Source organism: Deltaproteobacteria bacterium, assembly GCA_016208165.1.
Lineage (GTDB): Bacteria > Desulfobacterota > Desulfarculia > JACQYL01 > JACQYL01 > JACQYL01.
Genome location: JACQYL010000117.1, coordinates 1 through 22,453, shown reverse-complemented (window position 1 = coordinate 22,453; position 22,453 = coordinate 1). Strand labels below are relative to the sequence as shown.

Annotated in this window: 14 protein-coding genes; 13 read left to right on the top strand and 1 reads right to left on the bottom strand. The window is 54.1% G+C overall.

Annotated features, from left to right (window positions below):
* Nucleotides 1-181 precede the first annotated feature (181 nt).
* The 9 genes from HY788_20725 to HY788_20685 all read left to right on the top strand — a co-directional run bounded on the left by HY788_20725 (nt 182) and on the right by HY788_20685 (nt 17,367).
* Nucleotides 182-1,453, top strand: a complete 1,272-nt coding sequence (locus tag HY788_20725; protein MBI4776567.1) for an NAD(P)H-dependent oxidoreductase — start codon at nt 182-184, stop codon at nt 1,451-1,453.
* On the top strand, nt 1,453-2,574 hold the full coding sequence (locus HY788_20720; protein ID MBI4776566.1) for a hypothetical protein: 1,122 nt from the start codon (nt 1,453-1,455) through the stop codon (nt 2,572-2,574). Before HY788_20725 ends, HY788_20720 begins: the two co-directional genes overlap by 1 nt.
* Before the next feature lie 227 nt (nt 2,575-2,801).
* Complete coding sequence (locus tag HY788_20715; protein ID MBI4776565.1) at nt 2,802-3,818, top strand: ATP-grasp domain-containing protein; 1,017 nt, start codon at nt 2,802-2,804, stop codon at nt 3,816-3,818.
* Between the two features lie 122 nt (nt 3,819-3,940).
* A complete protein-coding gene (asnB, locus tag HY788_20710; protein MBI4776564.1) occupies nt 3,941-5,908 on the top strand; it encodes an asparagine synthase (glutamine-hydrolyzing) in 1,968 nt (655 codons plus the stop codon).
* Nucleotides 5,880-6,848, top strand: coding sequence for a radical SAM protein (locus HY788_20705; GenBank protein MBI4776563.1), 969 nt, complete (start codon nt 5,880-5,882; stop codon nt 6,846-6,848). The genes asnB and HY788_20705 overlap by 29 nt, the downstream gene beginning before the upstream one ends.
* Before the next feature lie 37 nt (nt 6,849-6,885).
* On the top strand, nt 6,886-8,100 hold the full coding sequence (locus HY788_20700) for a DegT/DnrJ/EryC1/StrS aminotransferase family protein (GenBank protein MBI4776562.1): 1,215 nt from the start codon (nt 6,886-6,888) through the stop codon (nt 8,098-8,100).
* Between the two features lie 95 nt (nt 8,101-8,195).
* Nucleotides 8,196-9,809 (top strand): FAD-binding protein, encoded by a 1,614-nt coding sequence (locus tag HY788_20695; GenBank protein ID MBI4776561.1) that lies wholly within the window; start codon nt 8,196-8,198, stop codon nt 9,807-9,809.
* 67 nt (nt 9,810-9,876) lie between these two features.
* On the top strand, nt 9,877-13,476 hold the full coding sequence (locus HY788_20690; GenBank protein ID MBI4776560.1) for a tetratricopeptide repeat protein: 3,600 nt from the start codon (nt 9,877-9,879) through the stop codon (nt 13,474-13,476).
* Between the two features lie 1,083 nt (nt 13,477-14,559).
* The gene (locus HY788_20685) at nt 14,560-17,367 is read left to right on the top strand and encodes a hypothetical protein (protein MBI4776559.1); all 2,808 of its coding nucleotides are present in this window, start codon (nt 14,560-14,562) and stop codon (nt 17,365-17,367) included.
* Between the two features lie 289 nt (nt 17,368-17,656).
* Here HY788_20685 and HY788_20680 read toward each other — a convergent pair whose 3' ends face one another.
* Entirely contained in the window at nt 17,657-17,827 is a 171-nt protein-coding gene (locus HY788_20680; protein MBI4776558.1) for a hypothetical protein, read from the bottom strand.
* A 343-nt stretch (nt 17,828-18,170) separates the two neighbouring features.
* On the opposite strand from HY788_20680, the gene HY788_20675 reads away from it, so the two are divergent.
* The 4 genes from HY788_20675 (at nt 18,171) to HY788_20660 (ending at nt 22,077) form a co-directional block, all read left to right on the top strand.
* A complete protein-coding gene (locus tag HY788_20675; protein MBI4776557.1) occupies nt 18,171-19,742 on the top strand; it encodes a hypothetical protein in 1,572 nt (523 codons plus the stop codon).
* A gap of 15 nt (nt 19,743-19,757) precedes the next feature.
* The gene (locus HY788_20670) at nt 19,758-20,702 is read left to right on the top strand and encodes a Gfo/Idh/MocA family oxidoreductase (GenBank protein MBI4776556.1); all 945 of its coding nucleotides are present in this window, start codon (nt 19,758-19,760) and stop codon (nt 20,700-20,702) included.
* Nucleotides 20,703-20,718: 16 nt separating this feature from the next.
* Nucleotides 20,719-21,300 (top strand): N-acetyltransferase, encoded by a 582-nt coding sequence (locus tag HY788_20665; GenBank protein ID MBI4776555.1) that lies wholly within the window; start codon nt 20,719-20,721, stop codon nt 21,298-21,300.
* A 63-nt stretch (nt 21,301-21,363) separates the two neighbouring features.
* Nucleotides 21,364-22,077 carry a TVP38/TMEM64 family protein gene (locus tag HY788_20660; protein MBI4776554.1) on the top strand — a complete coding sequence of 238 codons (714 nt, stop codon included), beginning with the start codon at nt 21,364-21,366 and terminating at the stop codon, nt 22,075-22,077.
* Nucleotides 22,078-22,453: the final 376 nt, after the last annotated feature.

Sequence of the window (22,453 nt, the reverse complement as noted above, 5' to 3'; positions counted from 1 at the left end):
TCTATGGTTTCTATTTTACGGACCCTAATTCCGACAATGGAAAGATCGAGTGCTAAGTAGAATAGCAGTCAGTGAAGAAGTAGTGATGCCATCAACAGTGGGTATGAGCGTGATCATTCGAGCAAGGCTGGCTTCTAATAGGGCTACCTTACCACCGATGCTTCAATGAAGGAAGATCGCAATGCGGAAACGCACAACAAAGGTCACGGCTTTATCCGGGAGTATCCGCAGCAGGTACCCGGTCGAGCATTTCAACAGAAAACTGCCGCAGCTCAAAAGTTTTGCGGGAGTGTACGAACATATTTACTCGCTGTCTTCTAAGAACAGCATCAGCAACACGGAAGGCATCGTGATCGCCGCTTCTTTCGGCGCGATGGAACAGGGCTGTGATATTGACTTGTTTCGATTGGTAGACTTGTTTCCACGAGAACCGGATCGGCCGATATCTCCTGACGCCTGTCCGAGCCTGGAAAGCTCCATCAGAGCCTGTCAGGGATTGATCATCGGTACACCAGTGTACTTCGGAGACAGATCTTCTTTGGTTGAATCCGCCTTTGATCTGATTGCCGGGTTGGGCTACCTCCCGCTCAAAGGTAAGGTGGCCGGGTTCGTGTCCGTCGGGGCAAAGCGAAACGGCGGACAGGAAACCACAAACGTTCTCGGACTTCAGGTTTGCCTGTCCTTGGGAGCAAACCTGGTTGGAAACGGCCCGCCCACAAGTCAGTACGGTGGAACAGCCGTGGCGGGAAACCCGGGCGCCATTCTGGACGATAATTTCGGGCTTCAAACTTCTTATGGAACCGGCAGTAGGGTCGCAGTCCTGTCACAAATCCTCCCCATTCACGAGTTGCCTTCGTATAAACCCAGAGTCATGGTCCTTTACCCCAAGAGGCCGACGGTGGAAATTCAGGAGCGAATAGAGCATCTGGTTTCCGTAAACGCGGAGATAGATGCGGTGTTTTTAGAGGATTTCAAGCTGGGCAGATGTCTGGGTTGCATTGCGTGCCCGAATCCCACGCCCAATGAGTCTGTGTGTGTACAGACCGACGATATGGTCGAAATCCGAGAGCGGATGCTGAGAAGCGAGGGCATGTTAATAGTGGATGCGCCGGGTCGGCGGATCGATGGGGCAAAATACCAGATTTTCGTGGAAAGAACACGCTCCATGCGTAGAAACAACTTTGAACTCTCCAACTTACCTATTGGCTTGATCCAATTCTCTTCGGTCTTTTCAGGATCCCTCTTTTTTCTCAGAGGAACGAACTTTGCCTTGCGCCACAATGCAATCATGATTGGTCCCGGTTTCAGGGGCACTCCTCCGAATCACCGGTGCGATGACAACGACGAGCTGGCCGGATACATAGATCACTTTGTCGATCAAGTGATTCGGTATCGGCCCATGCGTTTAGACTGCTTAAGCAATTTACGCTACGAAGCGGTAGGTTACCTTTAATGAGCGATCCGATTAATCTGGAGAAATGCGCTTCCTGGGTTGGGTTGGACAGGATCAGGCGAGCGAGTATTTACTATGTTCGAATACCCCTGAAGAGGCCTTATTCTCTCAGTTTCAGTACCCTGTACGTCTTTAATACCATTCTGTGTATGCTAGAGACGGAAGAATCCATGCTGTGGGGAGAGAGTACTCCCTTGCCGGGATATGGCTGGGAAGGTCCGGAAGACGTGTGGGAGAGAAGTTTGAAGGCTGCGGAAGAGATTATCGGCCTGAGAGCAGACGAGGCTTTTCTGAAGCTTTACCGTATCTCCGAGATTACCCCATTCAGTATGGCTGCTCTTATGGGGGCGCTCGAGCAGAAGGCCCTGTATGCCTATCTTGACCATGCTTTTGCCGTGCGGACCATCGGAATGCTCCTTGCGGAAACGCGGGAGGCCCTTGGCGAAGAAGTGACGTCTTTGGCAGAGTCGGGTTTCGACACGCTGAAGATTAAGGTGGGAAGAGATGTTAACTTTGATATTCAGAGAATCGAAACGGTGTTGGACCATTTGGATGCTGCACAACATCTGAGGATCGATGCGAACCAGGGATTGGACAGAGAAGGAGCGGTGCGACTCTGGGATGCCTCGAACCATTCCAATGTGGAGTATTTGGAGCAACCTTTTCCCTCACAGGATTGGGAAAGCATTGTGCGTCTCCTGAAGCTGCGCCCGGACGTCCGCATTTGCCTGGACGAGTCTGTCTGGCTGGATGATGACCTTAAGACCGTCGAACAACTCGACGGAGACGTTTCCGTCAAGTTAAAACTGATGAAACATGCTTCCGCCATGAGGACATGGTCCATGGCTCGTCGTTTGCAGAAATCCAATCTTCGGGTCACGTTGGGAAACGGTGTTCAAGGCGAGCTAGGGGCATTGGCCGAAATCGGCCTTTATCGTATGCTCGGTCTGGATTCCCCGGCCGAATCCAACGGATTCGCAAAGCAGTCGACAAGCATAGTGAAAGACTATCCGATGCGCATCAGCAAGGGACGTATCATCCACTCTCAATGGGACAGAGAGATCACTTTAGCCGATGATTTTCAGCGGCGGCTGGTACGGAGTTGGCAAAGGCCCGAATGACACGATACCCGGGACTCAAAACCACATGCGTTTGCCAAATACAAGCTATTTTAGCCCCATACAGAAATGGCCGGCGGAGCTGTGTTCGAAAGACGTTATTCTCCCAATGTCATAATGGCATTCAGATCTACTAAGTGACCTGATTTTCTTGAGTTACTATAAGAGAACCAGGAAAGGTATATATAAGAGTATAGGACTATCATTTCGAAATAGGAAGGCCACTTGATATGAGACTTCTATTGCCAACTGCTGGAAACCGATCAATCATATTGGACATATGGAGAAAGACGTCTAATGTAGAAAAAGTGATCACTACCGAAATCGATCCGTTGGCTCCGGGGATTCTTTGTGCTGACAAGTGTTATCAGGTGTCGAGATCGGATAGTGCCGAATTCGCAGATGAAGTAAATGCAATCTGCCGAATGGAATCGATCGATTTGATTGTTCCAATGGCGGATCTAGATCTGATTTTCTTTTCCAGAGAAAGAGAAAGGTTCCTTGGTTCAGGCACAGACATTCTTGTTGCCGGCAAGAAGGCGATTGACATCTCCGTCGACAAACTGAAGACATTCGAATTCTTTGAAAGCCTTGGCATACCCACTCCGTCTACGATTCTATTACGCGACGGCCTCGAGAACATAGGCTCGATCCATTATCCGCAATATCTGAAACCACGATATGTATCCATGAAGAATTCTTCAAGATACCTGTTTGCACTTATAGAAAACAGCTATGACCTCGAATACTACGGAAGAAAACTGAACGCCGAGCACGATTCGTATTTGCTTCAGGAATATCTTGGATTTGGAAAAGAAATTAATGTCGACTTCTTTGTCCAAGATACTGAACTCAAGCGGATCGTTACCTTATATCGCCTAAAAGCCGGGCAAGGTGGTGGCATAACCAGAGGACAAACCATACCGTGTCACCCAAGAATAATGGGGTTTGTGGAGAATATATTGGATTATATGGGTTTCTTCGGGCCAGCCAACATACAGGTATATGATTTGGGAAACGGATCTTTCAAAGTTACTGAAATTAATCCAAGATTTTCCAATTCGGCGGCACTATGCGTCCATGCCGCCGGCGTGGATTATTTTGATCTAACCGTTAGAATGCTGAACGGAGAGAGGATTGTTCCCGAGTTCGATAATTATAAAATGATATATGCAACGACAGGATTACATAGACTCGTTGTAGAAAAGCCGGAATTTGAAGGAGGCAGGAATGATAAGGACGCATGAACAGATGCTGTTGAAAGTCGGACTTCGATTTATATCGGTGAATGAAGAGTACACAAGGTGATTCACCGTCATATGCCTTTTTTCAATACGTATAATGGGCAAACATTACTTGGAGATGGCCGATGTGCGCGATTGCCGGCATGTACCACTTGCAGAGTGAGCCCGTCCCCTCCTATTGCCTGAAGAAAATGTGCGACGTTATGGAGCACCGGGGACCCGACGACGAAGGGTACGTCTTCTTTCATGTGGAGAACGAACCCTACAGAGAAGAGGGCTACTGGGTTGAAAAGGGTCCGGACATGCCCGACCTTTCCTCCCGCGAGAGCTGGCGCTCGGCCTTTGAAGGCAATGGTGATTTCAATCTCGCATTGGGGCACCGCAGGTTATCGATCATCGATCTTACTGCCGGAGGCCACCAGCCCATGTCCAGCCGCGCCAACGGCATCTGGGTCACCTACAACGGGGAGATCTACAACTTCAAAGATCTGCGAAGGGAATTGCTGGGCAAAGGACATCGTTTCTTTTCCAATTCGGACACGGAAGTCATTATTCATTTGTACGAAGAGTACGGAGAAGAAGCGATCGGGCGCCTGAACGGCATGTTCGCTTTTGCACTCTGGGACGGTCGAAAGAACCGGCTCCTTCTGGCCCGGGATCGCTACGGCATCAAACCCCTGTATTATACGGTGGTCAACGGGATTCTCAGTTTTGCCTCCGAAATCAAAGCGTTGCTGCAAGTGGAGGGAGTGGAGGCACAGACGGACTATGAGGCTCTCAACGATTATTTCACCTTTCAGAACACCTTCGGCGAAACCACCTTGTTCAAAGGAATCAAGATCTTGGAACCGGGGTGCTATCTGGTTGTCCAGAGGGGACAAATCGTCAAAAACCGGTATTGGGATTTCTGTTTCGAAGAGCGGAACGAAGGGGATGAAAAAGCCTATGTCGGGCTGTTCAGGGAATGCTTTGCCGAGGTCATGCGCCGCCAGTTGGTGGCCGACGTGCCGGTCGGGAGCTATCTGAGTGGAGGTCTGGATTCAGGGAGTATCGTAGCTTTCGCGTCAAAAAACATTCCACGTATGATGACGTTTACCGGAGGTTTTGACGTAGCTACTGCGGTGAGCATCGAAAACTTCTTCGATGAACGAGACAAGGCCGAACTGATCTCCAGGGAATTGGGTACGGAACACTATCAGATGGTCATCCACGCCGGCGACTTGGAGTGGGCTCTGCCGAAAGTGATCTGGCACATGGAAGACCTGCGGGTGGGCATGTCCTATCCGCATTTCTTCCTTTCCCGATTGGCCGGCAAATTCGTAAAAGTGGTGCTTGCTGGAGCGGGTGGAGACGAAACCTTGGCGGGGTATCCCTGGCGATACAAATTGGTCAGGGAATGCGCATCCCCTGAGGAGTTCGAACAGGTAACGTACGACTACTGGTCGAGACTTGTTAAAGACAGAGACAAACAGAAATTCTTTTCCGCCCAAGCCCTTCGCAAGATCGGCGGGTATTCTTCCCTCGATACGCTCCGGCGGGCCATCAATGGCTCATCGAACGACAATTATATTAAAAAGGCGCTTCGATTTGACGCGAAAACGTTCTTGCACGGAATTCTGGTCGTGGAAGACAAACTGAGCATGGCTCATTCCCTGGAATCACGAGTGCCGTTCCTGGACAACGAGTTGGTGGATTTCACGACAAAAATCCCCTGCAAATATCTTTTGAACGATTCTTGGATCGAGTCCGCCAGAACAGACATCAACCTTTCCGGGAAATACTTGCTGCGGAAAGGCATGGAGGGGATTCTTCCCAAAGAGATCATAGAAAACCGCAAACAGGGATTCAGCGCTCCGGACCAATCCTGGTACATGCAACAACTCGTACAGTTCATACGAAATCTTATCCTTTCTGATCGGAGTCTGGACAGGGGTTATTTCAACAAGGAATACATCGAAACGACCCTCGATGAGCATCTGCGGGGCAAAGCCAACCATCGGCTCCTGATCTGGTCGCTGCTCAGCTTCGAATGGTGGAACCGGATCTTTATTGACGGAGAACACATTGAAACGGAACAACGTCAGGGAAATTGAAACGAACAGCCGTCTTAACCTCGAGATCCAAGCTCTGCATTTTCCGGATCGCATCACCGTGGAATTGACCAACCACTGTAATCTCGAGTGTGTCATGTGTCCCCGCGAACACATGACCGGCTCCAAAGGTTACATGGAAGTTGCACTGTTCAGGAAGATCGTGGACGAAATGGTTTCCTTCGGTCGCACGGCGCTGGTGCCCTTCTTTAGAGGGGAGACGTTGCTTCATCCAAGGTGGATCGAGATGCTCGGATACGCCAAAGAGCGGGGAATCGGACCCATTCAGTTCGCCACCAACGCCACGCTTATGAGCGAGAAAGCGGCTCGCGCCCTTTTGGATCTCGAGTTGGATTTTGTATCGTTCAGCCTGGACTCCATCGATCCCGACATCTATCGAACGGTACGAAGAGGCGCCGAGTTGGAAGTCGTACTAAGAAACATCGAGGTTTTTTGCGATCTGAAAAAGAGAAGGAAGATCGATAAACCCGAGATCCAGGTGTCGGTGGTGCGAACGGAAAATACAGCGTCCGGAGTGGAAGATTTCGTTGCGTACTGGAGTAACCGCGTGGATCGGGTCCGAGTATACGAACAGCACTCACGGGACGGTCGGTTCGGCTCATTGAAAAAGGAGTCAGGGAGCGAGTCCTGCGAAACCAGAACCCCCTGCTTTAAGCCGTTCAGAGATATGGTGATCTATTGGAACGGCCGGGTTGCGCTATGCAACCATGACTGGGATCGGATTCGTCCGCTGGGCGATGTGAACGTCGAGTCCATGGAGCGGATCTGGCGCGGAGACGCCTACCGGCGGGTTCGAAAGGCCCATATCGATAACGGAGATGGGCTGGACCAGCCGTGTTCCGGCTGCGACCATTGGAGGACGTTCTCCGAACCGGAAAGGAAAGTCGGGGAGCTTTTTGAAAGGATGACTGAACGTGGATAGACCCGTGGCGACACCCATTCCTATTACCCGGCCTTGGATGGACGAACAGGAAGAGAAGGCCGTCCTGAATGTATTGCGGAGCGGGTGGCTGGTTCAAGGACCTAACGTGGCGGAGTTCGAGAACAGGTTCAAGACATTTGCCGGCGTTCGCAATGCCATTGCCGTTACATCCTGTACGACCGCTCTTCATTTGGCTCTGCTGGCGGCGGGAATCGGACCGGGAGACGAGGTGCTGGTTCCGTCCTTTACGTTTCTGGCGACGGCCAACGCGGTGGAGTATACCGGCGCCAAACCCGTATTCGTCGACGTGGGTCCCCGGACCTTCAACATGAACCCGGAAGAGATCGGCAGGTTCGCGTCAGAAAAGGCCAAGGTGGGCGGCGCTCTCCCCAAATGCATCTTGCCGGTGTCTCTTTTCGGCCTGTGCGCGGATATGGAAACCATACACGAAATTGCGTCCCGATATGGGATGAAGGTAGTCGAGGATGCGGCTTGCGGTCTGGGCGCTTATCGAAACGAACATCACGCCGGCGCCGAGGCGTTGCTGGGCTGTTTCAGCTTTCATCCCCGGAAGTCGATAACTACCGGCGAGGGGGGCATGGTGGTCACGGACGATGACGAACTTGCAGACAAGATCCGGAGGCTGAGGGATCACGGGGCGGCCAAGACGGATCTCGAGAGACATCTCAGCCAAGGTGGATCCCTTCTTCCCGCTTACGACGTTTTAGGCTTCAACTATCGGATGACGGATCTTCAGGGCGCCCTGGGCGTGGCCCAGATGTCTAAACTCCCTCAAATACTGGAAGCAAGAAGGGCGGCAGCCGCCCGATACGACAACCTTCTGGAGGGGATTCCCGAAATCCTGCCTCCATGGGCCCCCCCAGGTTACCGTCATGCCTACCAGTCGTACGTGTGTCTTTACCTGCCCGACTCTACAGACATGAGAGCCGGCGGGATTCCCGCATGGGACCGGATCGGCGCTTGGAACCGGGAGCGAAACCGCATTATGGCGTACATGGAAAGACAGGGTATTTCCGTGCGTCAGGGAACCCACGCCGTGCATACCCTGGGCTATTACCAGCGGAAATACGGTCTTAGGGACGAGGATTTCGCGGTATCGTATATGGCCGACCGGCTCTCCATTACACTGCCGTTGTATGTCGGAATCAGTGTGGAGGATCAGGAGAGAGTGATACGCACATTGATAGAAGGGATAAAGATCTCTCAAGCGTCGGCGGCTCCGGAGTACTGATGCGCGCGCTTGACCGGGATACCGATTCAGTCTTCCATGTTCTTCATCGAAATTGCCGCGATATCGCTATTGCTGCTTGAAGCCGGAGTGCCGCCGTGAATGAGCGCCGCAGAAGTATCGACCAACGCATGGAATCGGATGTTCTGGTTATCGGCGCCGGAGCCGCCGGCATCAGAGCGACCCTCGCGGCCGCCGACGCGGGAGCGGAGGTGATCCTGGCGTGCAAAGGACCGTTTCTGCGCTACGGCTCCACATTCGGAAAGACCTCGTCCTCCTGGGGGATCCAAGCCGCCTGGGATAGCGGGGCGCCCGGCGACACGGTGGAGGATCACTACGGGGAAAGCTTCGAGGCCGGATTGGGCGAAGCGAATCCGGCTCTGGTGGAAATTCTGGCCTCGTACGCCCCCGAGCGTCTTCGTGACTTGATGAAATGGGGAGTTCGGTTTCGCAGAGAATCCGATGGCGGCTTTGTCCGGGTGAGAGCGTGCTTTGGAAACTACGCACGGGCGTTCGTGCTGGTGAGTTCCGACCAGTACCGCAAATGCATGCTGGAGCAGATCCGCCGACGGCCCATCCGGACATTGGACGATTTTCAGGCCGTGGGACTCGAAGTGTCCGAGGGGATGTGTGTCGGAGCTCGAGGGTTGAGGGCGTCGGTCTCACCGTGGCGCATTCGGGCGGGTTCCACGGTGCTCGCCTGCGGCGGCGGGGCGAGCGCCTTCAGGATGACTATGGCCCATCCATCCTTGGTGGGAAGTGCATACGCTCTGGCCTACGACGCCGGAGTCGAAGTGGTGCATATGGAGTTTATCCAGTTCGTTCTGGGAACTGTTTGGCCGCATCGAGGTTCCTTTTTCCCTCTCTACCGATTGGATCGTTTGATTCCCGTCCGAAACAAGACACGCGACAATGTGTGGGACAAATGTGGGTTGACGGACGATCTTCTAGATGAAGCAATCCGTCTGAGACCCTCCCACATCCCCTTTAGCTGCAGAGACGTGTCGGGAATGATCGACGTGGCTCTGGCTCTGGAACTGCTGGAAGGCGGCGGGCTTGATCGAGGCGGCCTGGAAACGAGCCTGGAAGGATATCGATGCGGAATAGAGCATTTCGCCCACGCTTTTAACGGCGGCGTTCGTATCGACGAACGGGCGGAAACGTCTTTGCCCGGCCTTTTCGCGGCCGGTGAAGCGGCCGGGGGCATACACGGGGCGGACCGGCTGGGAGGAAACATGATGGCGGCCACCCAGGTATTCGGAGCCATCGCCGGAGTCGAAGCCGCGCGCCGCGCGATAACCCTCAAAGGAACGCTGCCATCGTCTCCCGTCCGGTCCGGCAAGATACAGGCCCGACAGGGGGGAAAAACCAGACTGGAATGGTTTAGCTTCGAGCTCGACGATTGCGCCGCGGCGATCGGCGTGGTTCGGGAGCCGCGTGAAATGGCCCGAACCCTTGAACGCATCGCCGAATTGCTGGATGAATTGGAAACCGAGTTCCAACTAGAAAAGGTGGATGCGGAAACGTATTATTTTCTCACCCAAAGGGCCCGCACCATAGAGCGGGTGGCCACTTTCGGGTTGAAGCGTTCCGCCAGTCTGGGAAGCCATTTCCGTCTGGATGATCCGCCCAAGAACTGGTCCGCCGCTTGGCAAGGGACCGCTATCGAATCGGAGGCTTGGGCGGGATCTCGTGACGAATCGCCCGGATGACCGGACAATCGTAGATTGGAAGCCAACAAACAAGAACTGAACGACAGTAAATGCCTGCGAGAGAACGATGAAAATTTCGGCTTGCATGATGGTGAAGAATGAAGAAGAGATGCTGCCTCGTGCTCTGGAGAGCATAAAGGACGAGGTAGATGAAATCGTGGTCGTGGATACCGGCTCCACGGACCGGACGGTCGAGATCGCTCGCCAATACACGGATCGGATCTACTACCACGAATGGTTCGATGATTTTTCCGGCATGCGCAACATTACCTTGTCTTACGTAACGGGGGATTTCATTCTCATTCTGGACGCGGACGATGAGTTCCGCCGGCAGAGAGCGGATCTCAGCCTCAAAGCATTCCTGGAAAAACCGCTGTGCAACATTTATCGTTTTCAATTGGAAAACGTACGTAGAACCAACGTTCCGTGCAGCACGTTCAATCAGATCCGGCTGTTCAGAAACCATATGGGATTCAGCTACCGGGGAATCGTTCATAACCAGTTCGACGCCAAGGGTGAACGGATCGGTACGGCTCCTTTTCTCATTCTGCACTACGGGTATGGTCTGGACGAAGAAAAAATGGAGCTGAAGCGCCAACGGAGCGAGCGGCTGCTCGAAAAAATGATCGAGCAGGGAGACAACGTTGCGTTTGCGCACTATCAGCTCGCCAAGATCCATGCGAGCCGGAAGGATTCCCGCAAGTCCCTCGAGTCCGCCCTCAAGGCGCATCAGGTCATGGGAGAAGATCCGAAGCAGCTTATCTATCAGGACGTTCATTACCTGATTGCGGCGAATGCGTTTAACCTGGACGATCTGGAAACCGCCTTTGAAGAGACCCGCAAAATGCTGAACGTGGATCCGAACAATATGGACGCCGCGTTCATTCTTCTGGGCTATTACTATGAAAAAAAAGATTGGGAAAATCTCCTGGAGTATTACCCGATCTATTTGAAGGGCAGGAAGACCTATGTGGAACATCCGGAATCGTTTCCTTATATCATCAACATGGGGGATCACCACCCGGATGCGGTGTACATGTACGCTGAGGCCCTCATTCGCTCCGGACGAGTGGAAAACCTGGAAGATGAGATCAAGGATTTGATCGAGGATTCCAAAAGAGCTCCGTACTTTCTGAACTTATTGGCGGCGGTGCTGTTGGAGTGCGGGAAACGCGGCAAGGCCGAGTCCTTGTTGGAAACAGCCCTACGACTTAATCCTGGTTTCGACCCGGCTCGAAACAATCTGGCGGCTTTGCGCCGGAAAGAAGAAACGGAAGATAAGGTCCTGGAGGGTCCGGTGAAGTTCCATCTCCAGGGAGTTCCGCTGTTCAAGGCCCGGCAACGGCTGGAAGTGGGGGCTAAACACTTGGGCGCCGGCCAGTTCGATGCAGCCGAACCTTGCCTCGTGTCGGTATTGGAGATTGTGGAAAAGGGCGAAGTCATCGACCCCGATCGGGCGGGGTTGTTGGCTCCCGCATTTGAAGGGCTGGCCGTGATTGCAAGGAAGCGGGGCGATAACGAACGATCCCTGGAGTATTTCTCCAAGGCGCTCAAGCTGGAGCCGAACCGACTGGATGCGCGCCTCCAGTTGGCGGAGCTTCTGAAATCGAAGAAGAAATTCAATGAGGCCCTCGAACATGCAAAGGCGGCTGTGGTCCTCGCCCCTGAATCCTCCAATGCGCTCCTGACCAGGGCCTTGGTGCATCGGGAAGCGGGAAACCTCAGGGAGGCGGAAAAAGACCTTTTAACGTTGGTAAAGATGCATCCCGAATTCCCTCTGGGCGCGTTCAATCTGGGCAGCTTGTACTGGGCGGTCGGACGGAGGCTGGATGCTCTTCACCGGCTGGGAAAAGCCATGCGAACGGCGCCGGAACAGCCGGAGTATGCCCGCGCTTATTTCGACGCCCAGCGGGGCGTGAAACGCTACCCCACGATTTCGTTATGTATGATGGTAAAAAACGAAGAGACTCATCTCGAGGAATGCTTGGCCAGTGTTGTGGGCGCCGTGGACGAAATCGTCGTGGTGGATACCGGGTCGGAAGATCGAACCGTGGAAATCGCCCAGAGTTACGGCGCTCGAGTGTATCACCATCCCTGGTTTGACGATTTCTCCGGCATGCGGAACATTACGCTGAGTTACGCCCGAGGAGAGTGGATATTGATCATGGACGGAGATGAGTCGCTCGAACCGGAAGACGCGGATCAGTTGCGCAAGGAAGCGGGAGATCTCTCCAGGCAGGTGGTGACTTTAAGGGTCCTGAACTACCTGGACTGTAAGAAACGGGTGGCGGAGCAGAACTCGATTCGGCTGATCCGCAACACCATGGGATTCCACTACCGCGGCATCGTACACAACGAGCTCTGGTATTACGGCGCCGGGGGCGCGTCTAAAGTCCGGATTCACCATTACGGGTATGACATATCTCCGGAAAAGAAACAGCAAAAGTTCGATCGGACGGCGTCCCTGTTGGAGAAACGGATTCAGCGGAATCCCGACGACCTGGACGCCCACTATTACCTGATCAGTTCCTACCGATCCGTCGGGCGTTTGGACGACGCTCTGCGGGAAGGATATCAAGTTCTGCAACTGTCAAAACAGAGGGGAGTAGACCTCCGCAACCAGTTCTACGCGGATGTGTACCCCCATTTGGGGTTTCTTCATATCGTCAAAGGGGATTGGCAAAAGGCATTACCCGTACTGGAGGAAGGACTGGAGGTCTGTCCTGAACACCCTGAACTCCAGGTGGATCTGGCCTACTGCCGTTTCCAGGCCGGAAACTACGATGCGGCTCTTTCCCATCTTGAGAAGGCGTATGACCTGTACCTGAAATTCCGGCTGGGAGAAATTCGTCCTTTTTACAGCGTCACTCTCAACGACACCCAAGTCGTGGGGAACATCGCCAACATTCTGCTTGAAATGAACCGCGAACCGGAAGCCATGGACAAGGTGGAGAACATCTGCCGAGCGGTGGAAGATATGCCTCAGCGCGGCCTGGAGAACGTCTCCAGCAAGGTTGAAAAGGATGATTTGGACGGGGCCCGATGGGAACTCCGGTGGTTACGGTTGGCCAAACCGACGGAGCATGGTTTTGTAGAAAAAGTCGGAGAATGGACGATTAAGCTCGGTCAGGCCCGGGAAGCGTCGCTTTACTTCGACCGTCTTCAGCGAGTTGGGTGGGAGCTATCGGGCATCTCGAGAGCGCTGTGGGGCCTGGCTCTTGCTGCGGGAGGGGAGATGGATCGGGCCGAAAAAGAGGCCCGGCGCGCTGTGGAACTCCTTCCGAACGTTTCCGAACCGCTTCTGGCCCTGACGCAGGTTCTCGAGGGCAAGGGGCAATATGAAGAGGCGGCGGAGACCCTGGTTCGGTTATCGGAGATCCATCCGGACGAACCCCACATATTTAACCGAATCGGCGAAAACTACTACCTGGCCCATCGATTCGATCTGGCTGAACGTTTTTTCGTGCGCGAGCTTAAAGAAGGAGGAGGGTCCGCCGACCCTCTCAACAACTTAGGCGTCCTGTATATGGGACAGCGGGACTTCGAACGGGCGCGGGATCACTTTGAGCGCTGTCTCGTGCTGGATCCCCGCCACACTGAAGCTATGCAGAATCTCGAGGTTTGCCTGCGGGTGAAACAAGCCGGCAAGCGGGAATCTCAACCGTGAGAGGCTTCAACGGCGACCGCAAAGGGAGATATTCTTCAACGACAGCTGCCGGAAGGAACATCATTTCTTTCGAGTACGGGAAACTTTGGAACGTTTCCCTTGGAATCCGTTCACATTACCAGAGCCTTGCCGTACCGCCCTCGGCAGAATGACCGAAAGGTCTCACGCAATTTGAACTTCCGGGACAACGCGGATGTATCATCTGACAGCGGGGCGCTTAGGTTGCCTCTCCTTTCGAGTGATCACGGCACAAGTCTGAAATCCCCGAATCCGTCGGACCAACGTTCGAGTGGGAACGCTTGAGCACATCCCCCAATCTTTTTCCCGTCGTCCGAGCGCTGCTTTTTTTGAGAACGAACATGGTGCTACGATTTGATGAATAAAAGGGATGTAATACAGCCATAAAATAGGCATATATGGCTGTAGAAAGATGGTTACATTAGAAAAACCCGGTCATGAAATGCATACAACAAGGGTCTCGAAAGATTCTTTTGAGGTAGATCGTTATGTAACCATTTGAAGTTTATGTTAAATTTACAAATCAACAAATTTGGTTATTTTTTTAATCTAATTCTAAAGTAATTCAGCCAATTGACGATATTAAAAGCAAACAGTAGATGCCAGTTTTAAACTCCTTCGTAACGCTTTGAGGTACATGGTTCGCTTCACGTGGTACCGGCACACCCGTGAAGCGCCGGAACTCGGAAATCGTTGAAACCCGAACCACTCAACATGGAAACAATGCACTGACACAAGTTCCCGAGCCGCCATAAAACGTCCTTCACCTGCTTGTCAGGCGCCCCCCGATCTTCCTCCGAGGACGCCTTTCGAAAAAAAAATAGGTCTATTCTATTTTTGCCTTAAGTTTTCTTTTCGTTCTACCGATGTTTCAATCGACCCATGACCAGGATTTGTAGGTTCCGTGCCGGGAACCTGACTCAAATGCTGACCAAACAGGGAAAGGAGGGACAGGATTCAGACAGGCTGACTCCGCCGAGATAGCGGACGTCAGCGAACGGCAATCTACAGATTTAGGGGAACGGATTCCCCCAAAGCGTTACATCAATCAAGGAGGATTGAAACATGGCATTGTCAGTTGTCAATAACATTGTTGCGTTTCAAGCGCAGCAATCCTTATCCGTAAATACCAATAAACTTCAGAATGCGCTTTCCAACCTTTCCACCGGTCTTCGAATCAACTCCGCATCGGACGATCCCTCCGGACTGGCCATTTCGGAACGATTTCGCACCCAGATTCGAGGCTTGGCGCGAGCTACGTCCAATGCCATGGACGCTCAGTCCATGCTGCAAACGGCTGAAGGTTCCTTGAGCGAGACCCACAACATTCTTCAGAGAATGCGCGAGCTGGCCGTGCAAGCGGCCAACGGCGTGCTGACGTCCAGCGACCGCCAGGAACTGCAGCGTGAAATGGATCAGCTCAAGGAGGAAATCGATCGGATCGCGACCTCGACCGAGTTCAACACCAAGAAACTGTTGGACGGTTCGGCCAGTGCGTTGTGGAGCGCGGACAATTCCGACATCACGGCCATCATCCGCGGCCAGGTGGCGGAAGGGAACTACAAGCTGGAGAAAAGCGCCGAGCCTCTGGCCAATCACGTCCTGAAGACGGACATTTTCAGGGTGAAAGACGGCGCTATTTCTCAGATCGAGGACGGAAGCCCGAGCCAGTTCCGTTTTAACCTGGGGGGAGCGGACGGCAATGTTACGGAGGCCACCACCACCGGAAACCTCAACCTGATCTTCAGCTTCGACGGCGGCGCGACCACTTTTTCCGTATCCGTCAACACCGGTTCGGGTGAGACTGCGGGATTCACCGATGCGGAAGCGCTGGCGCGCAGCATCAATGCGGACACCGACATCAGCCAGTATGTGGAAGCGGAACTGGTCAGCGGCGGAGACATCATCATCCGGGCCAAGGACGTGACGGCGGAGACCGACCTGTATCGACTGTCCATGACGGTCACCGGAGGTGGTCAAACCACAACTTGGGCGGGAGAAATCGCCGATTGGACGGGCGCTAACATTGCCACCGATTCGGCCATTTTGAACGGCGGCGTCGCGTTCACCGGTTTCGATACTCTTACCGTGCAGGGCGGAACCGCCGGAACGTTAGGCGATGACCGGCAGTTGGCCACGGACAACGCCACCATAGCCAAGGTGTACGACGCCGAAGGGCTCACGGCCGGCGATTACGACCTGGTGACCGCCGCGGGCAGCGCCACCAGAACTCTGGATCTCGAGACCGACAGCGGCATGGTGCTGGGAGCGTTCAGGACCTCCGAGTCCACCGGTGAAATCACTAACATAACCGGCGAGGCTCTGACAGCGAACGCTTACGTGATCATCGAAGTGGTGGGCGCCGGTGGAGACGACGCGGTGGATTTCAAAGTTTCCTGGGATGAGGGATCCACATGGACGAACTACTTCGATTACGACAGCGCCAACGACGCCATTCAGAAGGTGGCCGGTGACGCCACCAACCAGTTCACCCTGACCTTTACCGGATCGTTCGAGGTGGGCGACAAGTTCCTCCTGGGTATGCAGAACGCCATCACGGATGAACACGGCGCCGTACGTCTATCCGGTTCCGCTAACGACTGGACCAACGTGTTGAACAGCGACGGCGACTGGAATGCCAGGGAAGGGCTCGCCGGCGCGGATTATCCGACGTTCAACCACGGGCTGTGGGAGGATCTGGGTACGACCCCCGAAAACACCTCGGCCACGGTGACGTTCGCCCGGATGGATGACGAAGGGCGCGTCGAATTCGGAACCATGGAAATGGATTTCGGCGCTACGTTTGAAGACAGGAGCACCAACGTGCGCGTGCTGGGCGCCGGCGATGTGGCGGGCCCGGATACGCTCCTTTCCAAGGTGGACCGGTTCTACGACGCCAACGGCAACTTCGCGTTGGGCGAGAACGGGAAGTGGATCAATATCTACACCGGAGACGGGGAAAACGCGTCGTTCTATGTGGATGGAGGCGACACGATTCAGGAACTGGCGGACAAGATGGAGCAGATCATCAGCCTGGATGCGACCGATCAGGGTTGGACCGGGCTCGGCTTGGGTCAGGTCCTGGACAGCGCCGACGTCAACCATGTGACCGACTACGTGATGAACCCCACGGAAAACTCCGATGAGGCGGTCAAAGGAACGATCGTGATCCGTTCGCCCAAGCAGGGTACGGGCGGCTACCTGTACTTCAGCGCTGAAGAAGACGTGCTGAAAGCCTTGAGCCTCGCCACGATCCAGGATCCGGCGGACGAGACGGACCCCTTGACCGTGACCGTTTACGACGCCCATACGGGAGAACTGGTGGGTTCGGATACGGTGAGCGACAACATACTGCACGGTGTGATCAGCGGTGTGGATGTGATGGTGGACTCGAATGTGGATATCTCCTCCTCGTGGAATTCCTCGAGCAAGCAGATCGAGTTCTACAGCTCTCCCGGAACCGAGGTGGAATACCTCCATCTGGTGAGTTCGGCCATCGATTTCCAGATCGGAGCCAATCCGGGGCAGACCATGAACGCGTACATCGCCCAGATGGACACGGTGGCCCTCGGGGTGAACAATGCGCTCGTGGTGAATCAGCAGACATCGTTCCAGGCCATGGACCGAATCGACAACGCGATTCAGACGGTTTCCTCTGAACGGGCCAGAATCGGCGCGTACATCAACCGTCTGGACCATACGCTCTCGAACCTCGCGGTTCAGGAGGAGAACCAGACCGCGGCCGAATCGACCATCCGCGACCTGAACATGGCCAAGGCGATCTCCGAGATGACCACGTACCAGATTCTGCAGCAGGTTGACGTGGCGATGCTGGGCCAGGCGAACTCCTTGCCCCAGACCTTGCTGACGTGAGGTTCCTCCCGAGGACATCGTGAAACTGGGTCAAAGAATGAAGAGATTATCGGGTATACTTCTTGACAAGAAGATATGAGGCGGGTCTCGTTTTTCTCTTATTTGACCACGGAAACGACTACTGGAATTTGAACTTGCCACGCCTCGCCCCAATCCTAGAGCAGTTTTCGGTCGATTCTCGACGTTAGGCCGGTCCATCGGATCGGCTTCGGGGGGAAGTTCGCCCGCCGTCAAGGGCCGGCGCCCGAGTGGATCGCCGGCCTGGGACGAGACCGGAGCCACAAGGCCTTCAGCGATACTTTTCCTTAAGCTTCTTTCTGATCATCAGGTAGCCTAGAACCAGGCAGGGCAAGCCTGCCAGGAACACGACGTCGTTTTCCTTAAGCATTCCGTATAAGACGGCGACGCTTCCCGCGGCAATGAGAGCCGGCGCGAGGAACTTCCATTTTGAGGAGTGCATTTCGATCTCCTTCGGGGATCGCCGTGCGAGGACATGCCTCGCTTCACGGGTTGGAAAAACTTGAAGTCGTCCACGGAACCACCGTTTCCGCTCCGGTTGTCCGACGCCGCACGTCCGAACAAAGCTCCGATGTCCGAAATCCAAATAGCATTTTCAGAATCATGTTTCATTCCTTGATGTTAATCCCTTGAATAGCCCCATTCCGTTTGATATACGATACAAACCTGCCGATTGGTTCCCCACCTGAGCCGATCGTTCCATACTATGGATGGGGGGGCGGTCTATTTTTTGTTTTTTTGAAACTGGAGTACGAATACTCCGTCATTGGATCGAAGGGACCTAAATGGAGGCAAAGGACATTTCCAACCCCGCTGCATCGCCGCCGGTTGGACTAGAGGACGAACTCACCTTTCTGGACGTGGTGCGGTTTTTTCGGAGGTCATGGAAGCTCATTGCCGGTTTGGCCTTGGGTGCCGGATTGGTTGCGGGCGTGGCTCTTTGGTATTTGTTACCGTACAAATGGGAAGCCTCGGCGACCCTCGTGGTCATGAGTTCGAGGTTTACGTCCGGTCTCAGGCCTCCTACCCTGACGGTGCAGGGATACCAGAAATTGCTCGAGTCGGACGCGGTCGTCTCTGAAACCAAAGATCGGTTGATCGAGAAGGGCGGCCTGGACAAGAACAGCCGCCTGCGCGTCGGTGGAAATCTAAAGACGCTCATTTTTGTTTCACGCAGAGCCGAGGAAACATCTCTGGCTCCGATGGTCCAGGCCATAGCCTATGGAGAGACTGCGGAACGGGCCGCAAGTATCGTTAATACGTGGGTAGAGGTCTTTCTCCAACGGGTAAGCCAAATCAATGAGGGAACAACGGCCGCCACAGTCAAGTTTATCGATGAACAATATCCCCAGATTCGTGACACCCTGATCGACAGCGAAAACGATCGAGTGGCTGCCGAAAAGGACTATCAAAGAAGATACAATGAGGCTACAGCGAAATGGAATCAGAGAATAACCGATTTTAAGGCCGAGCGGGCGGAAAAAACCAACAACTATCACGCGGAGACCAGACGGATCTCGGACGAGTTCCGCAGCCAGAGAAATCTTTCAACCCGGCGGGCGCGTTTGAACGCCATGCAAGCCGCTTTTGGCGAGATGCAGGACGAGCAGTCTAAAGTCAGTACAACGCTCAAACAGAAAGTTCTGGAGTTGGAGGCGGCTCGAAAGGAGCTTGTAGAGACGCCCGTCCACATCACGTTGTATAAGGCGATTACAGATGATGCTCTATGGCGAAGGATGACAGAGAACAACACTCGCCAAGCGGACTGGGAGAAATTAAGGAAGGAAGGTTTGGCAACCCAGGAGATCAATCCGGTTTATGTGGAACTCAGTTCAAGAACTTCCAGGGTGGCCATGGAAGTCAACGCCCTTAGCCCGCGTTCCACCCAGATGGCGGATGAACTCAACCGAATGGTTGCGGAAATCAAGACACTGGAAGTTGCCTTGAGCAGCGATGAAGCGTCGCTGGAAAAGCTCGAAAGGGACAGGAACTCCGGTTTGGTCAAATTGGAGGAGGGACTCCAGAACGACCTCGAGGAACTGCTCCGCAACAAAGAGCAAGAACTGAATGCGATCCAAGTGGAATGGGAAGCGAGAAACGGGCAGATGACCCGGGACATCTCCAACTTGAGGAAGCTCTTTGAAGAATTGGCGTCAAGATACAACCAGGCCTTACTGGCGAAAGCGGAACAGGGCATCGAGGATATAAGCCTCGGTTCACCGGCGGTACCGCCCGATTTGCCCGTTTCACGCGGGATCCTCGTCAAGGCGCTTATGGCTGCTATTTTTGGGGGTCTGCTGGGATTCTGCATAGCCTTGATAAGGACTGCGGGCGGAAACGTTTCATCCGAAAGCTAAACAGAGGAGTCGAAGATGAAGAATTTCGCGCTCATAGGCTCGGGCGGATTCGTCGCGCCTCGGCATTTGAAGGCCATCCACGATACGAAATGCAGACTCCTTGCAGCGGTGGATCCCAACGATTCGGTGGGAGTGTTGGATCAGTATTTTTCAGAATGTCGATTCTTCACCGAAATCGAGCGGTTCGATCGCCATCTCGAGAAGCTTCGCCGCCAATCGGACGATGCAAGGGTCCATTATATCGGCATCTGTTCGCCGAACTATCTGCACGACGCCCATGTGCGACTGGCGCTTCGCGTGAATGCGCATGCCATATGCGAAAAGCCGTTGGTGATCAATCCATGGAACCTCGAAGCCCTGGCTGAAATCGAAGCGGAGTCCGAGTGCAGGGTCTATACGATTCTGCAGCTGCGCTTGCACCCTTCCCTCATGGAGCTTAAGCGGAAACTTGAAAGCACCGGCAGGCGCGAGCGAGCCGACGTATGCCTCACCTACATCACTCGACGCGGACCATGGTATCTCATTTCCTGGAAAGGTTCGGAAGAAAAATCCGGCGGACTCGCCATGAATATCGGGATTCATTTCTTCGATCTGTTGCTCTGGCTGTTCGGTTCGTTCGAGAAGAGCGTGTTGCACCTGAACACACCCACTAAGATGGCCGGTGCTCTCGATTTGGAGTGGGCCCGTGTTCGATGGTTTCTGTCCGTCGATGGCGGCGATTTACCCGACGGATACCTCGAGAGCGGACGTCCCGCTTTCCGATCCATCACCATTGACGGCGAAGAAATCGAGTTTTCCGGGGGCTTTACCGACTTACATACCATCGTTTATCAAGACATACTGGATGGCGGCGGATTCGGGATCGAGGACGCCCGCTCCTCCATCGACCTCGTGTACCGTATCCGACACAGCGAGATCGAATCGGATCGAACCCTTGCGCATCCCATGATCAGACGGTAACCATGCGGAGTGGGAATTGACGGACTACTTTGTTCACGAATCCGCCGTTGTGGATGCCGGGGCCGCCATCGGCGAGGCGACCCGTATCTGGCATTTCTGCCACGTCATGTCCGGGGCGCGCATCGGAACACATTGTTCACTCGGCCAGAACGTATTTGTCGCAAGCGGTGTAACCATCGGTAACCACGTGAAGATACAGAACAACGTTTCCGTTTACGAAGGGGTAATCCTGGAAGACTACGTGTTTTGCGGCCCCAGCATGGTGTTCACCAATGTCAAAACGCCGCGGTCCGCCTATCCTCGAAACACGAGCGAGGACTATGAGACGATTTTGGTGAAGCATGGAGCGACCATCGGGGCCAACGCCACCGTGGTGTGCGGGATCACTCTCGGGGAATGGGCTTTTGTGGCCGCGGGAGCCGTCGTGACAAAGGACGTTCCACCCTATGCTCTCGTGGCCGGAGTCCCGGCTCGCATCATAGGATGGGCCTGCGAATGCGGGTTGGCGCTCCGATTCGATGAAGGTCGGGCTTCATGTCGGGAGTGCGGCAAGGAATATCGAAAGGAAGATGAGACACATATCCGTATGTCGAGGTGAATCCACGTACTCACGCCTTTCATTGAATCCTTGAATCCCAGGGGTCGGACCGTAGAGGACGCTATGAGCCGAAAAAACGTGCAGCGGCTTGCGATTGTGCTGGTCGTGATCGCTTTGATTGTCGTGTTCAAAGTATTCGAACTGGAACGCTATTTCACACTGACCTACATAAAGTCCCAGCAGCAGCAGTTCGCCCAACTGTATGCTGAAAATACCTTTCTCGTACTCGGAATCTACACGGGCGTCTACATTGTGGCCACGGCCCTCTCGCTGCCCGGAGCGGTGGTCCTCACCTTGGCCGGAGGCGCGCTGTTCGGCTTCTGGGCGGCCCTGGTGGTGGTTTCCTTCGCCAGCAGCATAGGGGCTACGCTGGCCTGCTTCGTTTCCCGTTTTCTGTTGCGGGAGTGGGTGCAGAACAGATTCGGAGAAAGACTCAAAACCGTCAATCAAGGTATCGAAAGGGAAGGGGCCTTTTATCTTTTTACCGTGCGGCTGATCCCCGTGTTCCCTTTTTTCGTCATCAACCTGGTCATGGGTCTGACCGGAATGCCGTTGAGGACGTTCTATTGGGTGTCCCAACTGGGAATGTTGCCCGGGACCGCCGTGTTCGTGAACGCCGGGAAGCAGTTGGGGGAAATCCAATCCGCAAGCGGCATTCTGTCGCCGAGCCTGCTGATTTCGTTTGCCATCCTTGGGCTGTTCCCCATAACGGTCAAGAAACTCATGCGTTGGTACCGATCCAGAAAAGGGAAGAAACCCCTCCCTGCAGCGGAATAGCGTTGGGCCGCGAAAGCGGGATTGATGTTGCTCTACCGAGCGATGCGCGATGGAAACAGGGTTGAAAAGTTGTAAGTATTCACGGGGGGAAAACTTTTGACAAAGTTTTCCCCCCGTACCCTCCTTTCAAAACGTTTAGGGCCGGCGCCACCCTGCGGGAGGCGCCCAGGTGGAAATTGGGCCGTGAGGGAAGTCTCTGACACGGCGCTTTGGATCGCCTTTTTCGTCCGTGGAGACTGGATCCGCCCTCCCGGGTCATTCCGGCGTAAGCCGGAATGACCCCTGGACTTTGGCCCTTTGTGATACTGGTTGGTGCATGGTTAGTAAGAATTACCTAATTAATTGCATATAATACAGCGGATTCGAGATTGGGTCT